This window comes from Aquimarina atlantica, assembly GCF_000626715.1.
Classification (GTDB): Bacteria; Bacteroidota; Bacteroidia; order Flavobacteriales; family Flavobacteriaceae; genus Aquimarina; species Aquimarina atlantica.
In genome coordinates this window covers 1-25,935 of record NZ_AQRA01000008.1, presented here as the reverse complement: position 1 = coordinate 25,935, position 25,935 = coordinate 1, and the positions used below count along the sequence as shown (strand labels likewise).

Sequence of the window (25,935 nt, the reverse complement as noted above, 5' to 3'; positions counted from 1 at the left end):
CAGCTAATGAATGTATCTTTTCGATTCATAAATCGACAAATTAACATCTCTGTCAATTTGCGTTTAGTATAAAATAAGAAATTACAATATTTTTTGGGCTGTATATTTTAGTCAATAAGAGAAAGCTGAATTCTTTTTCTGTTTATATCAACATCAATTACCGTTACGATCAAGTGTTGATGTAATTGTACTACAGCATTTACATCACTGATATATTCGTTTGCTAATTTTGAGATATGAATTAATCCACTTTCTTTAATCCCTATATCGACAAAACATCCAAAATTTGTAATATTATTTACAATTCCTGGTAATTTCATTCCTGTTTTTATGTCTTCTATGGTTTTTACATTAGGATCAAACTCAAAGACAGTTACTTTTTTTCTTGGGTCTACACCTGGCTTTTCTAATTCTCTAACAATATCGGTTAATGTAGGAAGTCCTACCTCATCGGTAATATAATTTTGTAGTTTGATTTTTGTAATGGCCTCTCTATTTCCTATTAATTCATTTATAGGAACTCCAGCATCTTTTGCCATTTTCGAAACTAATTTATAACGCTCTGGGTGTACTGCAGAATTATCAAGTGGATTTTTAGGACTGGTAATTCGTAAAAAAGCTGCTGCTTGTTCATAAGCTTTTCCTCCTAATCTCGGTACTTTTTTAAGTTCTTCACGTGATTGTATAGCTCCATTTTCTGATCGATACGCTACAATATTCTCTGCAAGTTTTTCACCTATACCCGAAACATAACTTAATAGCGGAACGCTAGCGGTATTTACATTAATCCCCACACCATTTACACAACTCATTACTACCGTATCCAATTCATTTTTGAGCTTGGTTTGATCTACATCATGTTGATACTGCCCCACTCCTATAGCTTTTGGATCAATTTTTACTAATTCTGCCAAAGGATCGGCTAATCGTCTTCCGATTGATACCGCCCCACGTACAGTTACATCATAAGTTGGAAACTCTGCTCTTGCAATTTTGGACGCCGAGTATACTGAAGCCCCGCTTTCATTTACCATAAACACCTGAACTGGTTTATCAAATGGTATTTTTTTAATAAAAGCCTCTGTTTCTCGAGCAGCGGTACCGTTTCCTATTGCAATAGCTTCAATCTTATATGCATTTGTAAGAGATCGTATTTTTTTAATGGCATCTGTAGTTTCCCGCTGTGGAGGATGAGGATAAATATTCTCGTTATGCAATAAATCACCCTGGTTGTCCAGGCACACCACTTTACATCCTGATTTAAAACCTGGATCCAAAGCCAGGATTCTCTTTTGCCCTAGTGGCGAAGCTAATAGTAATTGTTTTAAGTTTTGTGCAAAAACTTTTATAGCACTATCATCTGCTTTTTCTTTAAATTGATTGAGTATTTCTGTAGAGATTGCTGGCGTTAATAATCGTTTATAAGCATCAGAACCAGCCAAAAACATATGATCTGTACAGGCTTCAACATTTGTTTTGATCATGACATCATCTATGATATCTAATGCATCATCTTCTGGTACTGTAATTTTTACTCTTACTATTTTTTCATTTTCGGCTCTTAAAATTGCCAGTAGTCGATGCGATGGACATTTATGAAGTGGCTCTTCCCAATCAAAATATTGTAAGTATTTCTGAGCAGCTACATCATCCTTTTTTGTTTTAATTATGGTAGAGGCTATAGTAGCTTTGCGTTGATATAATCTTCGTAATCTATTTCTTATTTTTTCATCTTCATTAATCCATTCTGCTATAATATCTCTTGCTCCTTGTAATGCCAGCTCTTCGCTAGTAACAGTATCGTTTAGGTATTGCGAGGCAACAAAAAGAATTTCTTCCTCTTTTTGCTGTAAAATGATCTTTGCCAAAGGTTCTAATCCTAGTTCTTTGGCAACAGAAGCTCTGGTTTTTCTTTTTTTCTTGTATGGCAAATACAAATCCTCTACCTGTGTAAGTGTATCGGCAGCCAGAATTTTTCTCTCTAATTCTGGTGTTAAAGCTCCTTGTTCTTTGATTGTGACTAATACACTTTCTTTTCTTTTTTCTAAAGCTTCAAAAGCTGTTTTATGTTTTACGATCTCACCAATAGCTACCTCATCAAGATCTCCTGTCATCTCTTTACGATATCTAGAGATGAAGGGAATCGTAGCCCCATCATCTAGTAAGGAGATAGTTTTAGCAATTTGTTTTTCTGAAACAGGAATCTGCTTCGCTATAAAGGAAACGATACTCATAAAATCAAGTTTTTGGAATCGCTAAATATAATACCAAAAATGAAAGATTATTTTATACCAAGGAGAAAGTTTTCTACAATTTCTGAAGAAAATTAATTTTAGTGTACATATCTCTATTTGATAGCTATATATCTAAGTATCGAAGCAATATTTTTTTAAGAAAATCAGAAAATTGTGTTATTTGTCAAACGTTATCGATTTTATAATAGCTTCGAGTTCAAACATATTATCTCTTTTACTAACCGAAGGAGCAAACACAAAGCCTTCTAGTACCATTAGTCTATTATTCGCAATGTCTTCTATAGCATAATTAACAAATGGACCCGCCATAAAACGATCTTTGATCTCCCAGGTTCCTTTGGTCTCGAATGTAAATCTATTATCTAATTCAATTTCATAAAGATAAGGTGCATATGCCTCTTCTGTAATAAAATGACCAACCTCTGGGGTAGGAATTTTTACAGTTCCTATAGAGTCTCTCATTTTTATGATACTAGAAACTGTATTAGAATCTTTGGTTACCGTTCCTAATGGTAATTCATAGATCATAAGATTCATACTACCATGTTTAATGTTTTTACGTATCCAAAAAAACTTGTCTTCTTCAATAGCAATACGATATGCCGAAGGAATATTTAAAGTGATTCCTAATTTTTCTTGTAGCTGCGGAATCCTCTCTAACGATTTTTTAATAATAGCTTGTTTCTCTTTGGTTTCTAAAGATTTATATTTTGAAACGATCATTTCATGTTTCTCTCGAATCAAAGAAGTAATGTCATCATCTGTAGCTCCAGAAATTACAGCACCGATTTGAGGATTAGAAAACTTATTTTTTAATAATCCATATTTATTTTCTGCCCCATCTTCTTTTTTGATCCACAAAAAAATACGACTCTGTTTCGTAAGGCCGGTAAAGGCTTCCATTGGTATTTGTCGCAATGTAAATAATGGTTCTTCTTGAGGTAGACCTGGTACTTCGGCTCCAAAGTATTTTCTTATAGTGTCACCAACATTACTGTTCCATAGCTCATTATCTACAACTACAGAAAGGTGATTTATTCTTCCATTAGAGTGTGCCATAGATTCCTGACTCTTCTGGGCTTTTTCTTTTTTAACCTCTTCTGTACAACTAAAAATACAAAGCAGGCAAATAATTGCGAGGGATAATTTTCTCATAAGATAGAAATAGTTAGCGGTTATGATTTTGAAAGTTTCAGTGTCATACCTGGTTTTATACCACTACCACTAATATCGTTCCAATTTTTAAGATTTTCGACAGATATTCCTTTAAATTTTTGTGAAATACTCCATAAAGTGTCTCCTGTCTTAACAGTATATACCTCTGAGCTATTGGCAGCAACCTTAGTTAACGCTTTTTTTGTTGTAGTTTTTTTGGGTTTACTTACTACTGGTCTACGAGGATAAATGGTAAGACGCTGACCAATTCTAAGATTATTACTTCGTAAACCATTCCATTTTTTGATCTGACTTACTCTAACGCCATAGCGTCTTGCAATTTTTCCTAAATAGTCACCGCTACGTACTCGATATCGAATTCGATCATTTGCCTCGAAGTATTTAGGTAATGGTTTTTCGCGCTTATCAAATTCTGCCTTTGCCAATGTATAGATTTGATTTTCATTAGCAACAAAAGGACCTATCTTATCTAGTGGTAACCGCAATACATAATCTTCGTCTTTGATATACGGAATGATATCTAATTTATAAGAAGGGTTTAGAAATTGCAATTCTTCAATATCAATATTCATATATTCTGAAACCTGATCTAATGTAATCATTTGTTTCACTCGTATAGTATCGGTTTCAAAATATGCAAACTCGGGTTTTCTGGGTTTAAAACCATGTTTGTCTGCATACTCAAAAATATACATTGTTGCCAAAAAAGCAGGCAAGTATCCAGCAGTTTCTCTAGGAAGGTTATGTCTGATATTCCAATAGTTTGTATATCCTCCACTACGGCGAATAGCCTTGGTTACATTACCGGGGCCCGAATTATATGAAGCCAAAGCAAGATCCCAATCTCCAAACACTTTATACAAATTAGAAAGATATTTGCAAGCAGCTTTGGTAGACATTATCGGATCCATACGCTCATCTACGTATGAGCTTACTTCTAAACCAAACATTTTACCCGTACCAAACATAAATTGCCACAATCCTGTAGCTCCAACTCTGGATTTTGCTCTAGGTTTTAAAGCAGACTCTACAATAGCAAGGTATTTTATTTCTAAAGGAATGTTCTGGTTGTCTAGTTCCTGTTCAAAAAGAGGAAAATAAAACTCGCTTAGCGCCATTAGGCGCTCTAAATGTTTGTGTCTATTTTTTAAATACCTTTTGATCACACTCTCTAATGAAGGGTTATACTCTACATTAAAAGGTGTACGTGCATTAAGCTCTGCTAATCTTGCTTTTAACGTATCGGTAGGAAGATCAACATATTCTACTGGTTCATATTTCAGTTCGGTAACTGATTTGTATATGGTATCAAAAAGATTAGAGTTATATAATTCTTGTTTCCAGATAGAATCTAACTGTGACATCCTGGGATGGTCACTTGCTACATAAATCACACTATCTTTTACACTTGTCGATGTTATCGTTGTCGTCTGTAGTTCTCCCGTTGTTTTGATGACCTGAGTTGTATCTACAACCCGAACTGTATCTTGTTTTAAATCCTGAGTTTTATTAAGTACAATCTCCTTGGTATTTTTCGAGGTTGATTGTTTCTCTGATGATGTTTCTTGTCCCATTAACGAAACCGAAACTAATAGAAAAGAAAGAAATAATGTGCAATAGTTATTCATCTTACAAATGCATTTGCTTTTAGTTCAACGGAAAATTGGGGCTATTTGCATTGTTTTTAACATGTTATCAACAATACAGCAGCGAAAATCGCACTTTTTTTTCTAAACTGCAAAAAATCAAAGCGTTAAAAACATTAAAAAAACGGTTAAAACGACCATTTTTTCATAATTTTTATAAAAATTAAGTGTTTTCCTACAAAATTACATGCTATTCATTTTCTATTGCAGCTATTCCTGGCAGTGTTTTACCTTCTAGGCTTTCTAGCATAGCTCCTCCTCCTGTAGAAACATAACTTACTTTAGTGCCAAAACCAAATTGTTTTACTGCTGCTACAGAATCTCCTCCTCCTACAAGAGAAAATGCTCCGTTTGCTGTAGCTTCTGCTATAGAGTGTCCTAATGTTATTGTTCCTTTAGCAAAATTTTCCATCTCAAAAACACCTAGTGGCCCATTCCATAATATGGTTTTCGATTTCAAAATTACGTCATGAAAATTTTTCATTGTTTCGGGCCCTACATCAAGTCCTTGCCAACCATCAGGAATTGTATTAACAGCAACAACCTTAGTGCTTGCATTATTATCAAACGCATCTGCTCCCAATACATCGACAGGAAGGTGAACTTCTACTCCTTTTTCTTTAGCTTTTCTTAAAATCTCTAATGCCAACTCTTGTTTATCATCTTCACAAATAGAATCCCCTATTTGACCTCCCAGAGCTTTAATAAAAGTATAGGTCATTCCTCCTCCAATAATCAAGTGATCTATTTTATCCAGGATATTCTCGATTATTGTAATTTTTGAAGATACTTTTGATCCTCCCAAAACGGCAGTAACAGGTTTCTCTCCACTTCTTAATACTTTATCGATACTTTCTATTTCTTTTGCTAATAAGCTACCAAAACATTTTTGCTCAGGAAAAAATTGTGCCACAATAGTAGTAGAAGCATGCGCTCTGTGTGCGGTACCAAATGCATCATTTACATAGATATCTCCCAGTTTTGACAATTGTTCTGCAAAAACAGCATCTCCGCTTGTTTCGTTAGGGTGAAATCTCAAATTTTCTAATAATAAAACTTCACCAGAGTTTAATGCTGACACAGCATCTTCTGCCTCCTGACCAACACAGTTAGCTACATATTTTACTTGCACTCCAAGAATATCTGCAACTTTATCTACGATATGTCTTAATGAAAACTCATCCTGAACACCTTTTGGTCTACCCAAATGAGACATCAAGATTGCACTTCCTCCGTCTTCCAAAACCTTAATTATCGTAGGTTTTGCAGCTTGAATTCTAGTGTCATCTGTTACTTCAAAATTTTCATTTAAAGGAACATTAAAATCTACTCGAATTAATGCTTTTTTATTTTCAAAATTAAAATCGTCAATTGTCTTCATGATACTGAATTGGTTTTTCGCAAACGAAAATAATTCTATTTCATTAAAAACATCAAAATCTGATAGAAAAATTACCTGAAACCCAAGGTAATTTTTCACTTTTATCAAATTTTTATAAAAACCCTTTTTTCAATAAAAGAATCATAGTTAAATAATCGTATTACTATCAAACCAAAAAAGTTTTGATTTTGAAGTTTATTTTAAAATTGGGTGCTGTATTCTATTTTCATACTTATTCATTTAGACACCCAATTTGTATTGGTAAAATATCCAAATAAGATTTCATGTTAAAAATTATTTCTATATTGTATTTACAAAAACACTAAACAACTATCTAATTATGAGTAATTTATCTGCACACACACCAAAAAAAATTACAGTAATCATAAGCATTGTACTTGTTCTTTTAGGTCTTCTAGGCTCACATATTCACCCTGTTCTGGCAGCAAATAGCAATTGGCTTGTGCTTGCAGGATATGTACTTCTGCTACTGGGAGTTTATTTAAAAGGGTTATGATTTTCTGTGAAAATCAACACTAATCTAAATTGTATTTGGCTCTGCTTATTTTATACAACGTATTTTCTAATAAGATATAATAACTAATACTCGTTATAAGTACACATACTGAAGCTAAATAAATACTATATCTTTATAATTACTGTATTGGTAATTTAAAGGGGTGCTCGATTTTTATCAGGTTTTATATCTTATAGATCTGCTTTCTTTTTTAGGTATCCCTTATATTTGCCCATGCTTTTCTCAGAAATATTAGGTTTAAAACATATAAAAAGTTATTTGACCACCAGTGCTGATCGCAAAAGAATACCTCATGCGCAGCTTTTTGTGGGTCCTAATGGTAGTGGGACTTTACCTATGGCCATTGCTTATGCGCAATATGTTTTGTGCCAAAATCAAAATGGAGAAAACACAAATGGTCTTGAGTCATGTAATGTAAAATTTGATCACCTTGCGCACCCTGATTTGCATTTTGTCTATCCTGTTGCTGTAAACGATAAGGTGAAAAAACATCCCACATCGGATCAATTTGCAGAAGAGTGGAGACATTTTGTAAATGAAAATCCATATGGAAGTATTTTTGATTGGTATCTTTCTCTTGGCATCGAAAAAAAACAGGGGCAAATTGGAGTAGATGAAGCTCTTGAAATCGTTAAAAAGCTTTCGCTAAAAAGCTATGAAGGTGGGTATAAAATAATGTTGATCTGGATGGCAGATAAAATGAATATTGCTGCTTCTAATAAGCTTCTTAAATTAATTGAAGAACCTCCTGAGAAAACTATATTTATACTTATTACAGAAGATGAAGAGCAGCTTATACAAACCATTAGATCCAGATGCCAGGTATTACATTTTCCTCCTTTGGGAGAACAGGTAATAAAAGAAGCGCTTCAGAAAAAAGAGAATATTTCTGATAGTGATGCTTTAAAAATAGCACATCAGGCTAATGGTGATTATAGTAAAGCTTTACACCTGCTGCACCATGATGGTGGTGATGATCAATTTGAAGATTGGTTTATACAATGGGTACGTACAGCATTTAAAGCCAAAGGGAATAAGTCTGCTGTAAATGATTTAATCACCTGGAGTGAATCTATTGCTGGGACAGGAAGAGAAACGCAAAAAAAGTTTTTGAAATATTGCCTGGATTTTTTTAGACAAGCAATGTTACTTAATTATGGTGCAGAAGATTTGGTCTTCCTAGAACCAAATACTAATGGTTTTAAATTAAAAAACTTTGCTCCTTTTGTTCACGGTGCTAATATTATGGATATCTGTAACGAACTTCAGGATGCAGCTTATCATATAGAACGAAATGGTAATGCGAAAATAATCCTTACCGATCTATCTATAAAACTTACTCGATTATTACATAAAAAAAGTTCCTAATGTTTAGTTTGCTGCCTATTAATACGTAAGGATAGTAAATTAAAAATCAACATTTTTTAGTCTAAAATCTTATTCTATATTTGATACTCTAAACTAATCTCACATGGATAATTTTATAAACAATATTGTTTCAATAACCATCTTACTATTTCTTCTTATTACTTTTTTGCAATCAGGAATCGATAAAATAATCGATTGGAAAGGAAATCTTGGTTGGCTAAAAGAACATTTTGCTGCTACTTTTATGGGGAATATGGTTCCTCTTCTTTTAACAATTGTTTTAATTATAGAAATGATTACGGCTGTGTGCTGCGTTATTGGTATCTATTATCTTATTGCAGATGATAGTACATGCTATGCTGTTTTGGCGATGTTTTTAGCGTGTATAACGCTTTTAATGTTGCTTTTTGGACAAAGAATAGCAAAAGATTATCAAGGGGCCTTAACGATCACCTGTTACTTTGTAGTGGCTATCTTTGGGTTATATGTGGTTTCTTTATAAGGCATTTTATAATACTAAAGCACATCACATTAGTTTAGATAGAAATGACACTATCTAATAATATTATAAGGTTTTAGAAGTAAATAATTAGGCAAAAAAAATCCTGCTTTGAATAAAGCAGGATTTTAGAATTTCTTTTAAAATCTTATTAATAAGTACATCCACATTTACTTTGTCTACAACCAAAATCAAATCCTAGCGTGATCATATGTGATCCTGCCGCTGTGGTCGGTTGTAAAACTTCATTTACGTTAATCTGATACCCATATGCAACATAAAAATTAGCTTTTTTGATCCCCAACATAGGAGATACAGAAAGTGGTTTGAAATCCTGATCAACCAAAGATCGAAGACTAACCCCTATCCAATAATAATCTTCGCGATGCATTTTACGAACCTTTAGGTTAAGATCTGCTGTAGAACGACCATCTCCCGCAAAGTTTTGATACAGCATAGAAGGCTCTACCTCGATATCACTAAATCTATGGTAGAATGTGTATCCGGTATATACATAATAGTTCTGTATCTGTGACGGTTCGGTTGGATTAAAATCATCAATCTCTTTCTGTAATAAATTTACAGCATTGGCGCTCAAAAAGAATCGACCAATACGATATAACAATCCAATATCAAAATTAGAATCATTTACACTTATATCTGCTAATCCAGGATTTAATGGGTTATCAGGGTCTCCATTATTAAACCTTGAAGTGTCAATACCAAATTGGGTAAACTTATAGCTAATCCCAAATGATAAGTATTGATTATTATATTCACTTAGTGTTAAATGGTGTGCAAAAGATAACTGAATCCCTTTTTGAGTGGTAAATCCATTCTGATCATTAAACAGAATTGCACCTACACCCGAACGGTCAGATATTCTACCATCTATTGATAAGGATTGTGTACCCGGAGAATCCTCTATACTCACCCATTGCTCAAAACCCGAAGCTCTGATCTGCCAACAATCTCCAATACCCGCATAGGCCGAGGATATTAAATATGGGTTATCTGCAATATATTGGTTTTGTACAGGAGCAAAAAACTCCTGAGCAAAAGTACAATAACTTGCAAATAGGCTAAATATGATAATATACTTCTTCATCTAATATTAAAAATTACAGATCATTAACTTTTCTCTTTCTATACCATCTGGCTTTTTACCATATAGTCTTATAACTTACTAAGGCTCTATATATTATCTATATAATGTAAAGTGGCCGGTAAATTCTCTATTGTCTACATCATTCAGAATTATAGAATACCAATAATCTCCCGATGGAAGTTGTTTTCCTTGATATAGACCATCCCATCCTTGTTGATCTCCTTTAAATTCTGCTAACATTCTTCCGTATCGATCAAAGACGATTACTTCCATGTTCTCAAAGAAGAAAGGATCATCTACATTAGGAGTAATCTGTCTAGGATACCAGAAACGATCTTCTGCTGTACTATTAGGACTATCCGGTGTAAAGTAATTCGGGATACGAATATTTATATATGTCAGATTCTGAACCGTAAGTACCTCACAACCATCTGCATCAACAACACGCAATACATAATCTGCAGTTTGTCGTATCACAAAAATATCTCCATCTAATTCTGTATAGTCTGAAGGCTCTAATTGATCCAATGTCATTCCTTCTTCTAACATCGTAAATGAGAATGCATAGAACGGAGTATTTTCAAATGGTCTTCCTCCTGATGCTATGATTCGATATTCATTAGGATCTTGCGGGTTATTTGTCATTTGAGCAACTGGTATTGCCAATGGAGTATACTCAAGAATCTCAATAGTATCTACTGTTCGTGTACATCCCTGGTATTCCATAATACCTTCATACTCTCCTGGAGTAACCTCAAAATTACCTGTCAAATTCGAATTGTTAGGAGGATTTGGTGTTCCGTTTATACCATTTAAAGTATAAATAATACCTAGTCCTTGTGACTCTTCAACAATATCAAAACTTACAAAGTATTGCTCCTCACTGGTCATCACAGGATTCATAGGATCACTATAGTCAAATACAGGACATACTAATTCTGGTACGAGTTCACCAGCAAGGTTAACACCTGGTTCAATATCAATATTAAAGGCTCCCTGACAGTTTGCATTGTTTTGAGAATCTCTAATAAATACTGTAGTTGTACCTCCTGGTAGATTATCTATAAACAAATTCGCAGGATCGGTAACCGGTTGATAAGTTACCCCATCGATACTCCAGAAATAACTAGGATCTGCTGGATTTGCTGGTGGTAATCCTCCTGTAATAGACAAGGTAGCTGTACCATTCATATCTCCCGCACAATCCTCTGGAGTTGTAGCATTTACAGTAGCCAAAATTGGTGCTGGTTCTATAATTATGATATTTGTTTCTTCTACCGGACAACCTTTACCATCTTCTACTTCTACTCGATAGGTATCAGCTGGTAAATCTATAAACGTATGTTCTCCTGATGCCCCATCGATATCATCTTCTAAGAAAACGAATACTGCATTACCTGCACTATCATATAGCGAATAGAAATATGGATTAGTTCCTCCTCTAGGGCCTGATGGAGGTGGAACTCTATTAATTTCTACATGAATACTACCATCGGTCTCTCCATTACAAGAAATTGGAGTAGCAGAAACGGTTATATCAAGTTCTAATGGTTGATCAATATTAAAAGGTGTTACACTATCTACACAATCTCCACTAGTTACCGTATACGTATAACTTCCCGCTCGTAAATCTCCAAAGAAACTAGTAGTTTGAGTATCTGTTGCTAAAGGGCCAGGTAATGTTACAGAGTTTCCTAAGTAATCTGTACCAGTTACTCTATAGCCATAATTACCTAATCCTCCTGTAACACTTGCGTCAATAGAACCTGTTGGCTCACCAAAACAAACAATAGATGTGTTACTTAAGTCCAGCGTTGTCGATAATGGAACAGGGTCACGTACTGGTATCGTATTAGACGCCGGAGAAACACATCCATTTATATCTCTAACATAGAAATTATAATCTCCTGCCGGTAAATTAAATGTATGCGTTGTAGGTGTCGTATTACCAGCAACAAAGGTAGTACCATCACTACTAAACTCGTATCCACCAGGAGTTCCTCCTCCCGCAGTAACTGTTATCGGGTTAGGACTAGGCGTAAGACAACTTATTGGTCCCTGAGCTACATCTATCGTCACAGCTGGTGGAGCATTAATAATTACAGGATCTTGAGCAATTTCACACGCTAAGTTATCGGTAACCGTAACAATATAGTTACCTGGTTTAAGATCATTCCATACATAACGATCTGTAGTACTTGCAATCGCTCCAGATTGTGAACCATCAGGGAATGTTAACATAAAGAGATATGTTCCTGGTCCCTGGCCATCTGTAGCAATAGCAGTAATTGTACCATCCTCACTATCAGAACAATCTAATAGAATTGGTGCAATTGCAGTTAACCCTAAAGCTGTCGGTGGTTGGATATTAATAGTATCTGTTACCTCACAACCTCTAGCATCTCTTACTCTTACTACATAATCTATTCCTGCTGGTGCTGCACCACCATCTAATTGATAGCCTCCAAATCTAGGATCACTACCAAATGGTACTAAAGGTGCTCCTACTGTATCTTCTAATTGGTATTGTAACGCTCCGGTACCTCCACCGGCAACTGCCTCTATTGTGGCATCACCACCTGGATTACAGGTTTCATCTTGTATTTGATTTATAGAAAGGTTAATAACTGGTGGCTGAGTAATGGCAATTGTATTTGTAGGAGTACTACAGAATGGTGTTGCTGTAGCAGTTACTACTACTTGAATATTACCTGCTTCTAATCCAGCTATTGTATGTGTTCCGGTAGCAGTATTTCCTACTCCAGGTGTAACTGTACCTGTAGTCGTATTCGTTGCATTATAGCTATATGCTCCTGTATATCCTGTTACCGTTAATACAACAGAACCATCTGCTGGAACAGTATTGAAACATGTAATATCATTACCTAAAGCAATTGTTGCTTCAATAGTATCGTATACAGGTACGTCATATTGTGGCGTAAGGATAGAACATCCTGTACCAATATCAAAAATTTCAAAAATATAGCTACCTGGTGTTGGTAATCCCGGAAGGGTAAATGTAGTACTGGTAGTAGTAGCTCCTCCCGAACCAACATTATTATCTGGTGGGATAACTCCTGTGGTTTCTACAAAATTAAATGGACCTACACCTCCTGTTATAGTAACTGTAACATCCTGCGTATTCGTATTACAGTCAATCGCAGGTCCAGCATTTACGGTTGGATTACTCATTACCGGGAATGCAGGCTGTATTACATCAAAATTAGCAACAGCACAGTTATTGTTATCAACAACCGAGATCGTATATGTTCCAGCAACTGGTGCTGTAATTCCATATTGAACTCCATTAGCAGGATTACCATCAGAATCTACCACATCTGTTTCTGATCCTGAAGACGAAGGTCCTGTGTAAGACACATCATAAGGAGCTGTTCCTCCTATAATCGTAACTATAATAATAGGAGATACAGGATCATTTGTCGCATTACAAGTATAAGATCCAGGAAGTCCACTTGCATCAAGAATTGCCGTTGGTCCCCCTACTACTACCTGAATTGCTGGTGTATTAGAACATCCTTTATCAGAAGTAACAACAATATCATAAGTTCCTGCTGGTAAGTTCTCAAATAATGGATTTGGTTGAGGTCCTCTTACTACTGGTCCTGCCACAATTTCATATTGATATGACGGATTATCATCTGCCGTTGGATCTAAACTCACTAAAATAGTACCATCAGTTCCATTAAAACAAGAAACCGGTGTAGACGTTCCTGAAGGAATTGGATCTAAGAATGTAGGTACAGTAATATTAAAAGTTGCTGGACAACCGCCAGGGGCTGGTAGAGCTGGTCCTATTGCGCTATCGTTAACTTCTACTCGATAATCTCCCGGGAAAATACCATCTGTCCCTGGAGTAGTGCTACTAAAAGTAATTTGATCTGCTCCTGGTCCCGCGGTTTGTGTTACACCAGGTATAGTTGTGCCTGTCCCAGCATCAACTAAATCGAAGGTAAAGTTACCCGGATTTGCCGTAATATCAGAACCGCCACTAACTGTAGCCACTATTGTAGCATCATTATCTCTACAGGTTGGCTCTGTTAATGTTGCTGTTACCAACAATTCTGGATAAACTGTTATGTCTTGTGAAGCTGATGGACAGCCATTTTCATCATATACAAATACTCTATATGTACCTGGAGCGGTAACCGTAAATTCATGCGTATTATTGTTTACGCTTCCTGGTACCTGTGGACCAACAGTAGCGACAGGGGTAACCATATTTAATTGGTATGTTAAATTTCCTGTTCCTGGTGCGGGTACATTACTCGTTGCAGTAACCGTAAATGTATAATTATTATCAAAATTACATGCATCATCTACAAACAATGGTATAGGGTTTAATGTAGGAGGTGCAGTAACCGCTGGTATAGCTATTTGTGTTGGTACTATACAACCATTAGCATCTCGTACATAAATCACCCAATCTAAACTTATTGTCGGGTCTAAACTAAAAGTATCTGTTAGTGCAAATACTCCAGGAGTTGCTGGTGGTGGACCAGGAACTAATGTTCCTGCTTCAGCCGCAAAGTTATATGGTCCAACTCCTCCTCCAGCTTCCATTGTAACCACTGATAAAGGATTGTTACAATCAGGGGTTGATCTACTTAAAGGATTTAGTGTTAATGGTGCTGGAGCCGAAATTGTAACAATGTTTGAGGTATCATTACATGAAAGTGGCGCCGCTGTAGCTGTTACAACCACAGATATATCTCCTGCTTCCAAATTAGAAATTGTAATTGGGTTTAGCACCGTTGTATCTCCTGTACCATTAGTACTGGTACCTGTAGTGGCATTTGTAACCGTAAAGTCATACGTTCCTGTGTATCCTGTAACAGTTAAAGTAACTTCTCCAGCTGTTAAATCATTTACACACGTTATATTCGTTAAAGGTGCTATAGTAGCCTCAATCGTATCATATTCTGGTACATTAAACGAAGGTGTTTGAATCGTACATCCCGTAGCAGTATCAGTAATTTCGAACACATAGTTACCCACTCCTGGTAAATTAAACGACGCAATAGTTTGAACTCCTGGTGGTGGATCAACATTACCTATTCCGGCAGCAACTGTTACAGGACCTACTGCTCCACTAGTTTCTACAAAATCAAATGGTCCTGTTCCTCCGGTTATAGAAACTGTTACCGGTTGAACATTAGTAGCACAATCTATAGGTGTTCCTGCAGTTACCGTAGGATCGGTCATCACTGGTAATGGAGCAATCGGTACTGGAGGTAGTACAAGTGAACAATTATTCGTATCAAAAACAGTGATGTTATATACGCCATCTACAGGTGCAGCAATAAGCAATGCAGTTGCAGGTGGTGCCGGTATTGGTGTTGGTACTGGTATTCTTGTTCGTACTACTCCATCTGGTTGTGTAACCGTTACAAAGTAATCTGGTCCTGTTCCTGTAGTAGCATCAATAGTAATCGCTATAGTTCCTGCACTTACTGTATTGCCTGCACCACACGTTAATGGATCCTGGGCAGTACCCGTTGCAGTAATTACACTTGGGTTGTCTATGGTATAGTCTCTATCAGCTGTACACAACACAGATAATGCTCCATTGGCTTCTGTAGCAGTTACTCTTACCGTATAAGTGCCCGCACCAAGTCCTGTAAATTGTGGACTTGCTTGTGGTGCAACTACAATAGGTGCAATAATTTCATATTGGTATGTAGCGGTAAGATCTTCTGTTGCCGGATCAAGTACTGCATTAACAACACCATCTGTATCTCCGTTACACGTTACACTTGTATTAGGTTGTGCTAATAATACAGGTAATGTAGGTTCTTCTATACTCACCGGTGCCGTAAACGAACAGAAAGCAGGCCCAGTTCCTCGACCATCATCTGTTATCTCAACAATATAACTACCAGGGGCAACATTTAAAAATATACCATTTGCGACTCCTGATACATTTCCGGTAGGAGTACCACCAGAATCTTGTAATACATATGTTGCTGTTCCCTGTATCGTTCCAGAAGTTGTTGTTGTGGTAATTGTTCCTGTTGGATTCGTACAATCAGGTGCTACTGTAAACGCAGCACTAATCTGTAATGGTCCATACACATCAACAGGAGTAGTTACCGTACAACCTGTCTCATCGGTAACGCCAATAGTATAGGTTCCTGGTGTCGAAACTGTAAATTCATGATTATTGTTATTAATACTTCCAACAACCGCAGTACCACCATCTAGCTGATACGTTAATGTTCCTAACCCACCACCTTCAATACGTATCACGTTACTATTGTCATAAGCACAATCATCTATAAAGTTAGCTGAAACTATTGTAGGAAGTGGATTCGCTACTGTTGTAACGGTAACAGGGCCAAAAGTACATCCATTATCATCTATAACAAATATATGTTGCACCTCTGTATCATTATTACCCAAATCAATTACATTACTAGTCAATGGAAAATCTGCTAACAATGTTGGTGTAGTAACCGGAGCTCCAAAACCATCATCGGCTATTAATGCATATCGATATCCATCTGCAGTTGGAGGAATTGCAAATAGCGTACCTCCATCGGTATCCATAATAACCTGTGCATTAGTACCACAACCATTGGCCGGAGTTTGATTTGTCGCTACTGACGTTAATGGATCTGGCATATCAATAGTAAAATCATGTCTTGCCGGACACATTGTACCGTCTACTTCTCTTACAGTAACATAGAATTGACCTGGTGGTAAACCAGTAATTGAAACAGAAGTATCTGCTCCTGTTAGTCCAGCATTTGATCCTGTATAGGCAGCACCAAGAGATACATTAGTAAATGCATTAAATACTTCCCAGGATATTTCTGTAACTGAAGCATCGTAACCTGATACATCAAAGTTTAATGTTCCATCATCTGGTGAAGGGTTACATGATACATCAGTAACTACATCATTTATTATATTTGGCGAAGATGGTGGAGCAACAGGAGGAACTATCTCCTGATATAAACAGTTTGTTGCATTATCTCTTACTTCTAAGATATAGGTCCTGTTGAAATCTAAAACATCAAAAGCACCTGCATTTGCACCACCATAACGGTGTATTCTAATTGGTGTAGTAGCATCTACTACAGTTGCATTTAAAGGATCATCATTTAAAGGTTGGAAAACACCATTTGGTCCAGTTTCACCAACAATACGTATATCAAATCCAGGTGGAGGGTTTGACCCATCAATACCTGATCCTCCTTGTACGTCTATATCAAAAATTACACCACCCGGACAAGTTGCAGAAATTGTAATATTCTGAACCAAATCGTTTGGTGGAGAAAAGATATCAAATGGTCCAAAAGGAGCATTATCTGTACATCCATTCGCATCGGTTACAAAAATGAAGTATTGACCAAAGTCTAAGCCTTCAAATCTCACAGTAGTTCCTGTGGTCACAGGGTTTGGAGTTGTAGCAGCAGTAGTAGCAGGAACTAATGGTCGTACCGCAAAATTCGCTGCAGTAACCAAGGTATAGGTATAATTTGCTGTACCACCTGCTATTTCAAAATCAATAGCTCCTAGATCTGTTATTATAGGAGAACCTCCACAAGTAACAGGTGTCTCTACTCTGTTTACCTCAGTAATTAGCGCTGGTTGATTTACATCTACACTTCCAGGGTATAGACATCCTCTACTACTTCTAACTGTATAATTATAAGTACTTGTATTTGTTGTTGGATCAGCATCTCCAGCATCCCCAGCTAAATTAGGAAATGAAATTTGAGTACCTGTGATTGTCACAAATCCTGCTCCATTAAAGTCTATTTCATATGGTGTTTCTGTACCTGTAACAGTAATTACGACAGTTCCTGTATCTCCAGCACAAGCAAGGTCTACATCTGGGTCCGCAATTGTTGGTGCAACCGGATCTGTAACCGTAAATGGGTTTGTCGTAAAAGTACAACCTCTAGCATCAGTAACTCTAAACGTATAGTCTCCTGCTCCAGAAGTAGCTGTATAATTTGCAAACGGTGCTGTAGCAGCTGTTAAATGATTTGTAAAAGGACCTGCGTTAAATGAAACATCAATCGTATAAGGAGTATATCCAGGGTTTGATGCCGGTATAGCAAATGAGAATGAAGCGTTTACGGGATTACCTAGTGCATCACAAGTAATATCTGCAACCTGGGTAACTACCAATTCTACTGCTGGTTCAATAGTTTGCGTTGGCAATACTACAGGACAACCATTACTATCTGTAATTGTTATCACATAATCTCCTGGTAAAGTTAATGCCGGAGTTGTTGTGAACGTAGTTAATGCACCAACATTGGTATCTGGTATTACTACCACACCACTTCTAGTTACATTATATGTATAATCTGGGGTACCAGAATCAGTACCATCAATATCGATAGTAAAACTTACTGTTCCATCATCCAAACAGAAGTCAGAACCTGTGTTAACACTTGCATCTAATTGTGGTAATTGGTTGATATCAAATGTTTGTGGTGGAGATGTACACCCTGCACCATCAGTAACAATAATTTCATATCCCGTTGCATTAGGTACATTATTGTAAGGCTGATTAACAGGACGGCTCGCACCTAATGGTGTTCCGCCTGAATCGTTTAATACGTATGTATATCCTGCCCCACTACCTCCTGAAACAGCACTAATAGTAACTGTATTAGTATCGGCAGCACAATCCTGAACAACAGGATCTATTGTAAATGTAATAGGATCTGGTTGGGTAATCGTCACCGTAGTTGTAGCCTGGCAATTTGGTGGAGAACCTCCTGCCAGATTAGAATCTGTTACAGTAATAGTATATACTCCAGCCTCTAAAGAACCAACATTTACTGGGGTAACTCCCACTCCTGCTCCTCCTGGAACCGCAATCGGACCTGTAATAGTATATGTAAAATTAGCACTATTACCAACCGTAAATGAAAGCGCTCCATCACTACCCCCAATACAGGTTGTAGGACTGGTTTCTACCGCATTGGTAATCTGTATTTCAGGAACTAGTTCCTGTCTATAATTTTCACTATAAGAACATTGATTATCTCCTCTTGTCGCAGTAAACGTATATGTTACAGCTCTGTTTAATACAAATACCCCAGTTGTAGCATTACCAGATACTGGCGCAGGAACAACACTATATGTATATGTTGGTCCTACAGGAGCCGCAGTTGCTGTTACCTCAATAGTCTGGGCAGAACAATCTGAATCTCCTGTTACAAAAGTAATATCATCAACTTCTAAACGTGGGTCTATTGTAATTGGGAAAGACTCAACACAATCATCTGTAGCTTGATTTCTAATATATAAAGTATACGTTCCATCTGTAGCAAAATCAATCTCAAAAGGAATGGCTGTAACTGCGGTAAATGGACCTGCAGCATTTAGACTCCATTCATAAGTGCCCGAACCACCTGCAATACCCGTTACCTGGGCCTGAGCACCAGGGGTAGCGGTACAGCTTAACAATCTGAAATCATCATCTATCGTAGCAGAAATTGCTGCCGGAGGAGTTAATGATATCGGACCTAACGGCAATTCACAATTAAATCGATCACGTATTATAACATTATGAGGTACTGTAGGATCAACTCCATTAAATGTATGAGATACATTACTTGTTGGACCGAATGTTATAGCTCCATCCAAAATATAAGTAAACGGACCTTCTCCAGCAGTAGCATTAACTGTTATTTCTCCATTATCTGCCGGACAGGCAGGATCTGTTCCTACAAGGTTTCCTGCTAATGCTTCATATGCGTTAACAGTTATAGTATTTGATAATGCTGTACAGCCTAATCCATCTTCAACTTCTATCTGATAAGTTCCTGGTGTAGTAATTCCTGTTACAGGATTAGCTATTCCTGATTGAGGAGCTGGTCCTACCAAATTAAATGTATACGTTCCATCTCCTCCTGTAGCAGTATATGATATGCTAGCACCAGAATTACAGTCTACATCTTTGTCTAAATTAGCCGTAATTGTTAATTCTGGGTTTATAGTAAAGTTTTCTGTATTAGAAGTACAAGTACTTCCTGTATTAGTGACTGTTACTGTATGTGCTCCTGGGGTAAGATTAGGAATCTCAAAAGTATTCGCCGGAGCAGGACCCGGTAAAAAGACCACAGCAACCGGAGCACCACCATCTAAACTATAGGTAAATGGACCGACAGGTGCTGGAACTCCTAAAGTAATAGTAATTCTTTGTGTAGCTTGATTGGTTGTATCATAACAAACATCTCCTCCTGTAGCCAAAGCAATACTAGGAGCAACTGTAACTGGTACAACTACCTGTTGGTTAATCTCACAAGCCGTTGCAGGGTCACTTCCATCACGTACAAAAACAGTATAAGTACCGTCTGCTAAAGGACCAAATACATTACTTGATTGATACGGTGTAATTATTGCAACACCCGCTGCATCTCGTAATTGATATTCGTAACCTCCTCGTCCTCCTGTAACATTTACAGTAATAAAACCTGTTGGATTACCACAATCAGCTGCATCTATACCAAAAGGATCAAAACTAAGTGGGTCTGTTGGTTCTGTAATATCTACCGTAGTAGTTGTAGAACAATTTACAGATGGTGCAGAAAGGCTTGTATCTGTAACCGTAATCGTATAGGTACCTGCAGATAATGAACCAATTGTTACCGGAGTTACTCCTGCTCCTGCTCCTGCCGGAACAGCCGTAGGACCAGTAACCGTATACGTATATGCAGCACTATTACCAACGGTAAAAGATAATATACCGTCACTGCCTCCTACACAATTTACAGGTTTATCCTGCGAAGCACTTGTAATTTGTATTTCAGGAACTGTAGTTCCTGTAAAACTTTCTGTGTTTACACATTGAGTATCACTTCTTCTGGCCGTAACTGTATATAGTACTCCATTAGTAAACGTATATGCTATAGTAGTACTAAAAGCTGTTGTACCTGTGGCACCAGTTCCTGTAGCAGGATCCGGTGTAATACTATATTCATAAAATGCAGGAGCCGTTAGTGCTGGCAAAGCAGAAACTACAACATCTACAGTTTGATTAGAACAATCCTGATCTCCAGGCGTAATGGTTACACTATCAACCTCTAATCTTGGATCTATAGTAATTGGGAAAGGTGTTAAACAATCATCGGTAGCCTGATTTCTAATATATAATGTATAAGAACCATCAGTAGCAAAATCAATCTCAAAAGGTATTGCTCCTACTGCTGTGAAAGGACCTGCTGGGTTTAAACTCCATTCATATGTTCCTGAACCTCCGTTTATAGCAGTTACCTGGGCTTGAGCCCCTGGAGTTGCCGTACAACTCAACAACCTGAAATCATCATTTATCGTAGCTGTAATACTAGCTGGTGTTGTAAAGGTAACATTTGGAGTAACTGTAAAATCACAACCAAATCCATCTTGTACTGTAACTGTATGCGATACCGATGGATCTACATTATTAAAAGTTTCTGTAGTATTAACAGTAGGCCCGATTGTTACCTCTGAAGCTGTTCCTTGATTAAGAATGTATGTAAAAGGTCCTGTTGCTCCTGCACCAATAGTAACCTGGATAGATCCACTATCCGCATTACAAGCAGGATTAATAGCCGTAGCAGTTGCTGTAATTGCCGTATAAGGGCTTACATCGACACTACCAGCCGCTATAGTACAACTATTATCCAGATCATTAACAAATACCGGATAATTACCCGCAGTAGTTGCTCTAAATTGATAAGTTGTTCCTGTTATCGGTGCTAAGACAGTACCCAAGAAATCTGCCTGGTTATTAAAAGCAAAATTACCCGAACCTCCTGTTACTGTAACTTCATAAATTGCAATAAATTGATCAGGATCATAGTCAGGAAGACTAATATCCGGTTGATAATTTGGATTACAATGTAAATCTTCAACAAGTCTTATCGTAGCCGAAAATGCTGCAGGATCGTTTATAGTTACTGTAAAAGGTTCTGAACAACTACCATCAGCAGATAATACCTGCACATTATAAGTATCGGGGTTAAGCCCCGTAAATGTATGATTAGGAACCGTGGTAGGTCCTTCTGTATCATTAAAAGCTGTTGTAGTACTATTAATGATATAGGTATAATTAATTTGAGAATCTGTTACAGATATTTGAATCTGTCCTTGATCGCCCGGACATGTAGGTGAGGTTGGAGTAACTGTCTCTGTAGCGTCTAATTCGTCTAAAAATACAGTTTCCTGAAAAACACACGCTGTAGGTAAACCTCCTACCTGACGAACATTAACAGTATATGTTCCTACTTCTGTTAATCCTGTAAATTCTGCAGAAGCCTGATATCCAATTACTGTATTCGTTATTGGTGTAATTAATTGGTATTCGTATTGAAGAGAAGAATTCTGAACCCGTATTGTTCCTGGCGTACCACAAATAATTTGTCGTACAACTGTAAGATCAGGATCAAAATTATTCTGGAATACATTAAAGTAAAAAGGTATAGTACAATTACTATCAAAAGTAGCATTCACTCTATATTCTCCCGCTTGTGAAATTGTAAAACTATTAATGTCTGTACTTAAGGTTACCCAATCTCCATCGCATCCTGCATCTGTAGTAGGGCAATTAGGATCTCTTGGTACTGCGGGACAAGCTGCAGGATCTAATCGCTGCCACTCAACTGTAGTTCCAACAGGAAAACCTAAGGTATTTCCTGGCCCTGATGGAAGTGGAATAGTTAAAGTAGTACCTGCACCACATAAAAAGATCTCTGGTAACGGGTCTCCTGTAATCGGACACGTACGAACATTACCATTAACATTAGGGTTCGATGCTAAATTATTTGCTATAGTTTCTAAAGGGTTTGTAACCGTATTAAAAGCATCAACATTAAAAGTTTGTTGCGCATCCTGGCAACCAGGGGCACCTGTTTCGGTTACAATATAGGTTCCTGCGGTTGTAACTACTAAATCTCTATTAGTACCAATAACAACTCCAGGGCTACTTGCATTTACCCACTCATAAGAAGAAAAACCTGCACCTGCTGTAAGCGTTAGAGATCCTGTACATATAAAAGCTGGTTGAGCAGTAGTAAAACAAATACCATCATTAATCAAAACATTCGATGTTCCTATAATATCACGTTTACAAACATCTTGTTCTAAAATACTTTCTTCACCATCTTTGAGGATGCCAGAATCAACTCCGGTATAAGTAGATATAGCAACATTAGTAATTTGATTAGAACACGCATCTCGTAAATCGGCACAGGTGGCTACCACACTTACTCCAAAACGAACAGTATGTTCCCCTCCATTACGAACGACCAACGCATCGTCTATAGTAATATCAATCTGTCGATTTGTACCATTGGGAGTAGCAACTATACCTGGGCTGGTTGTTATACTGCCCAGTGTAAAATCTACATTATCAGGAAGTACATCCCTAATACTTGCTGTAGTGATATTTTCATTACCCTGATTCTCTATAGTGAGTTCATAAAACAACTGATCTGCAAAATTTACAGGATCACCTGTAATATCAACACCGTTCACATCTAGTACTCGCTTCTTTACCGTAAGTTCGGGTTCAATAACTTCTATTTGAAACGAACTAAAAAATACACTATAGGCATCATTCGTAGAAGTTGTATAAAATGTTGTTGAAGCTGTATTGCCAGGAGGAGTATTGGGAATAACAGTATTATTTGGGTTCGGAATATTAAAAATATCAGCATCAAACCCTAAAGTATTACGTGAATGTGGTTCTCTAATAGGTGGATCACCAGGGATAGGTACTGCAGCAGCATTTCCATAACTCCCATCTACCGATATCGAACTATCAAAAAAGTTGTTATTAGGGTTAGCAGGGGTAGTGAAGATGTTTTGTCTTACACCATCAGGCCTTTCGATCTGAAATATATCACCAGTAAATGGTCTATCTCCTTCCAGTGCCGCAACCGAATATCGTGCACGTACTGGTAGTGGTGCAGGCAGCGTTTGGAAACCTGTATATGTAAAGTTTTTTAAACATCCCGGATCAGCAGGATTACAAGGCTGATTATTTAAAAATCCACTTCGTGTACTTATAAACTTTGCAGATAAACTTGGATCTTCATACACTACAACTAATACCCACCCACTTGATATACCGTTAACTATACCAAAACCAGAAAAACCAGTAGATGCTCTCATATCTGCAATAGTGTATGTACCACTTGGATCTGCAATCCCTTGTAAAAGAGTTGTTACATCTGCATAACATACATATTGAATATCTGTTTCTGCCGTATTACCAGCAACCGTTGGGTATCCATTATAAATCACCTGTGTTTGTGCCGGTGTAATTGTGGTATACGCTGCTTGGCTCTGATGCTTAATTTTAATAGTCCTAAAATCCGGTCGAGTATCAGGGACAGGTAAATTATCGTATATTACATCTCCAAAGGCATCTGTATCAAAATAAGAAGCTGCCCAATATAATCCTGCATATGCAATTCGTTCACAATCAAAAGAGCCATTTAATTGCAAATCTGCAGAACTCGAACTAAATGTGCTTGGATCACCATCAATATCAATATAGCCAAAAAATTTCCGGTTATTAGAAGCGTTTCCATTATAACTATCATTAGGAGTAAAACCGCTTTGATTTAACCCAGTAATTGCATTTCCGATAATTTTAAGTTCACCGTTAATTCTTAACGTACTGTTAGGTACCTCTTGAAAAGGTACTGGTACAGGGGTAACCTGAGCAGATAGTTGTATGCCTATCATTAAAAAAACCAAAACGATAGCAGATTTCAGTCTAAGTTTCATAAGCCGTGGGGTGTTTGGGTATTTAGTCATCATAATCTCTTTCTTACATTATTGAATTTTCAATATATAAAGATCTCCATCATACGAGTTGTTTACGTTAGAGAATAAGCTTTGTTTAGCTTCTTCAAGATTGTCATGTCTCTTTAAGTATACGTATATATAGTTGTCTTTTGGGTTCCTGAAATATTGAGGCTCTAATCCTTGAGCTCTTAGCTTCGCCATTCCTCTTTCAAAGTAATTTTCTCTTTTGAAAATATTCGTAATCAGATAATATCCATTTTCAATATTATGTCCTCCGATATACGATAAACTCTCTGTTAATACTGTATCATCCTTAACCGTATCCTTGATAAGTCGAGTTTCTTGTAATAGCTTTTTATAGGATTCTACTCTACTCTTGGCAATGTGTAATATCCACATATCACCAAAATATCTATTATCAATATTATTTAAATACTTTTCTGTCGCCTCGTCCTTGTTTGTATAACTTTCTATAGCTACATACTGGAATTGATTTTCTGGATTAAGTATTATTTTAGAGTTATCAAATCCTAAATCTTTTAATGTACCCGAGAATTTATCAGCATATGTTCCTCCTTTAAACACATTACCAATTAAGTAATATCCTTCTGGGTATCCTGGTATAAATTTGGTTGCAATTTGAGCCTCAGGTCTTGTTGTTTCTGCAAATTTTACAAATCTATTTCTAGCTGTCAATCTTTTAGAACTAGCAGGGTCAGATTCTTTTTTAGCCTCATCTGCATCATCATTCATGCTAACAAGTGATTCTAAAAGCTTGCTAAATTCACGTTTATCTACATTTAAGCTGGTAGTTAATAATGAATCTCGACGAGCAAATATCTTACTTGTGATTCGACTACTATTATCTAGTTCTTTCTTAATCTCATCTAATCCTTCTTCATTTGCAGTTGCTGCTGCTTTTGCTGCTTCATCTGCCAATCTCTTCTCCTCGGCTAAACGAGCTGCTTCTGCTGCTGCTTCATCTGCCAATCTCTTCTCTTCAGCTAAACGAGCTGCTTCTGCCGCTGCTTCATCTGCTAATCTCTTCTCTTCAGCTAAACGGGCTGCTTCTGCCGCTGCTTCATCTGCCAATCTCTTCTCCTCGGCTAAACGAGCTGCTTCTGCTGCTGCTTCATCTGCCAATCTCTTCTCCTCCGCTAAACGAGCTGCTTCTGCTGCT

Annotated in this window: 9 protein-coding genes and 1 pseudogene; 3 read left to right on the top strand and 7 right to left on the bottom strand. The window is 37.0% G+C overall.

Annotation, left to right across the window (positions count from 1 at the left end; translation table 11 throughout):
- Nucleotides 1–107: 107 nt before the first annotated feature.
- From ATO12_RS18040 to ATO12_RS18025, 4 genes are all read right to left on the bottom strand, one after another.
- Nucleotides 108–2,234, bottom strand: a complete 2,127-nt coding sequence (locus ATO12_RS18040) for a Tex family protein (RefSeq protein ID WP_034244611.1) — start codon at nucleotides 2,232–2,234, stop codon at nucleotides 108–110.
- Nucleotides 2,235–2,411: 177 nt separating this feature from the next.
- Nucleotides 2,412–3,410 (bottom strand): DUF4837 family protein, encoded by a 999-nt coding sequence (locus ATO12_RS18035; protein ID WP_034244609.1) that lies wholly within the window; start codon nucleotides 3,408–3,410, stop codon nucleotides 2,412–2,414.
- A gap of 20 nt (nucleotides 3,411–3,430) precedes the next feature.
- Nucleotides 3,431–5,059, bottom strand: coding sequence for a LysM peptidoglycan-binding domain-containing protein (locus ATO12_RS18030; RefSeq protein ID WP_034244608.1), 1,629 nt, complete (start codon nucleotides 5,057–5,059; stop codon nucleotides 3,431–3,433).
- 208 nt (nucleotides 5,060–5,267) lie between these two features.
- The gene (locus tag ATO12_RS18025; protein ID WP_034245186.1) at nucleotides 5,268–6,458 is read right to left on the bottom strand and encodes a phosphoglycerate kinase; all 1,191 of its coding nucleotides are present in this window, start codon (nucleotides 6,456–6,458) and stop codon (nucleotides 5,268–5,270) included.
- 340 nt (nucleotides 6,459–6,798) lie between these two features.
- Between ATO12_RS18025 and ATO12_RS26155 the strand changes: the two genes are divergently transcribed.
- The 3 genes from ATO12_RS26155 (at nucleotide 6,799) to ATO12_RS18015 (ending at nucleotide 8,866) form a co-directional block, all read left to right on the top strand.
- Nucleotides 6,799–6,975 carry a hypothetical protein gene (locus ATO12_RS26155; protein WP_160112065.1) on the top strand — a complete coding sequence of 59 codons (177 nt, stop codon included), beginning with the start codon at nucleotides 6,799–6,801 and terminating at the stop codon, nucleotides 6,973–6,975.
- Nucleotides 6,976–7,209: 234 nt separating this feature from the next.
- Nucleotides 7,210–8,364, top strand: a complete 1,155-nt coding sequence (locus ATO12_RS18020; RefSeq protein ID WP_034244604.1) for a DNA polymerase III subunit — start codon at nucleotides 7,210–7,212, stop codon at nucleotides 8,362–8,364.
- A 103-nt stretch (nucleotides 8,365–8,467) separates the two neighbouring features.
- Nucleotides 8,468–8,866, top strand: a complete 399-nt coding sequence (locus ATO12_RS18015; RefSeq protein ID WP_051575933.1) for a hypothetical protein — start codon at nucleotides 8,468–8,470, stop codon at nucleotides 8,864–8,866.
- Between the two features lie 148 nt (nucleotides 8,867–9,014).
- On the opposite strand, the gene ATO12_RS18010 is transcribed toward ATO12_RS18015, so the two are convergent.
- From ATO12_RS18010 to ATO12_RS26395, 3 genes and pseudogenes are all read right to left on the bottom strand, one after another.
- Nucleotides 9,015–9,971, bottom strand: coding sequence for a PorP/SprF family type IX secretion system membrane protein (locus tag ATO12_RS18010; protein ID WP_034244602.1), 957 nt, complete (start codon nucleotides 9,969–9,971; stop codon nucleotides 9,015–9,017).
- 93 nt (nucleotides 9,972–10,064) lie between these two features.
- Nucleotides 10,065–24,734 carry a T9SS type B sorting domain-containing protein gene (locus ATO12_RS18005; RefSeq protein WP_165583406.1) on the bottom strand — a complete coding sequence of 4,890 codons (14,670 nt, stop codon included), beginning with the start codon at nucleotides 24,732–24,734 and terminating at the stop codon, nucleotides 10,065–10,067.
- 48 nt (nucleotides 24,735–24,782) lie between these two features.
- Nucleotides 24,783–25,935 (bottom strand): annotated as a pseudogene (locus tag ATO12_RS26395) (hypothetical protein); the annotation flags it as partial.

Bases quoted from the DNA above. Each gene is read 5' to 3' on its own strand.
- ATO12_RS18040 (WP_034244611.1), bottom strand. From the start codon at position 2,234: ATGAGTATCGTTTCCTTTATAGCGAAGCAGATTCCTGTTTCAGAAAAA.
- ATO12_RS18035 (WP_034244609.1), bottom strand. From the start codon at position 3,410: ATGAGAAAATTATCCCTCGCAATTATTTGCCTGCTTTGTATTTTTAGT.
- ATO12_RS18030 (WP_034244608.1), bottom strand. From the start codon at position 5,059: ATGAATAACTATTGCACATTATTTCTTTCTTTTCTATTAGTTTCGGTT.
- ATO12_RS18025 (WP_034245186.1), bottom strand. From the start codon at position 6,458: ATGAAGACAATTGACGATTTTAATTTTGAAAATAAAAAAGCATTAATT.
- ATO12_RS26155 (WP_160112065.1), top strand. From the start codon at position 6,799: ATGAGTAATTTATCTGCACACACACCAAAAAAAATTACAGTAATCATA.
- ATO12_RS18020 (WP_034244604.1), top strand. From the start codon at position 7,210: ATGCTTTTCTCAGAAATATTAGGTTTAAAACATATAAAAAGTTATTTG.
- ATO12_RS18015 (WP_051575933.1), top strand. From the start codon at position 8,468: ATGGATAATTTTATAAACAATATTGTTTCAATAACCATCTTACTATTT.
- ATO12_RS18010 (WP_034244602.1), bottom strand. From the start codon at position 9,971: ATGAAGAAGTATATTATCATATTTAGCCTATTTGCAAGTTATTGTACT.
- ATO12_RS18005 (WP_165583406.1), bottom strand. From the start codon at position 24,734: ATGAAACTTAGACTGAAATCTGCTATCGTTTTGGTTTTTTTAATGATA.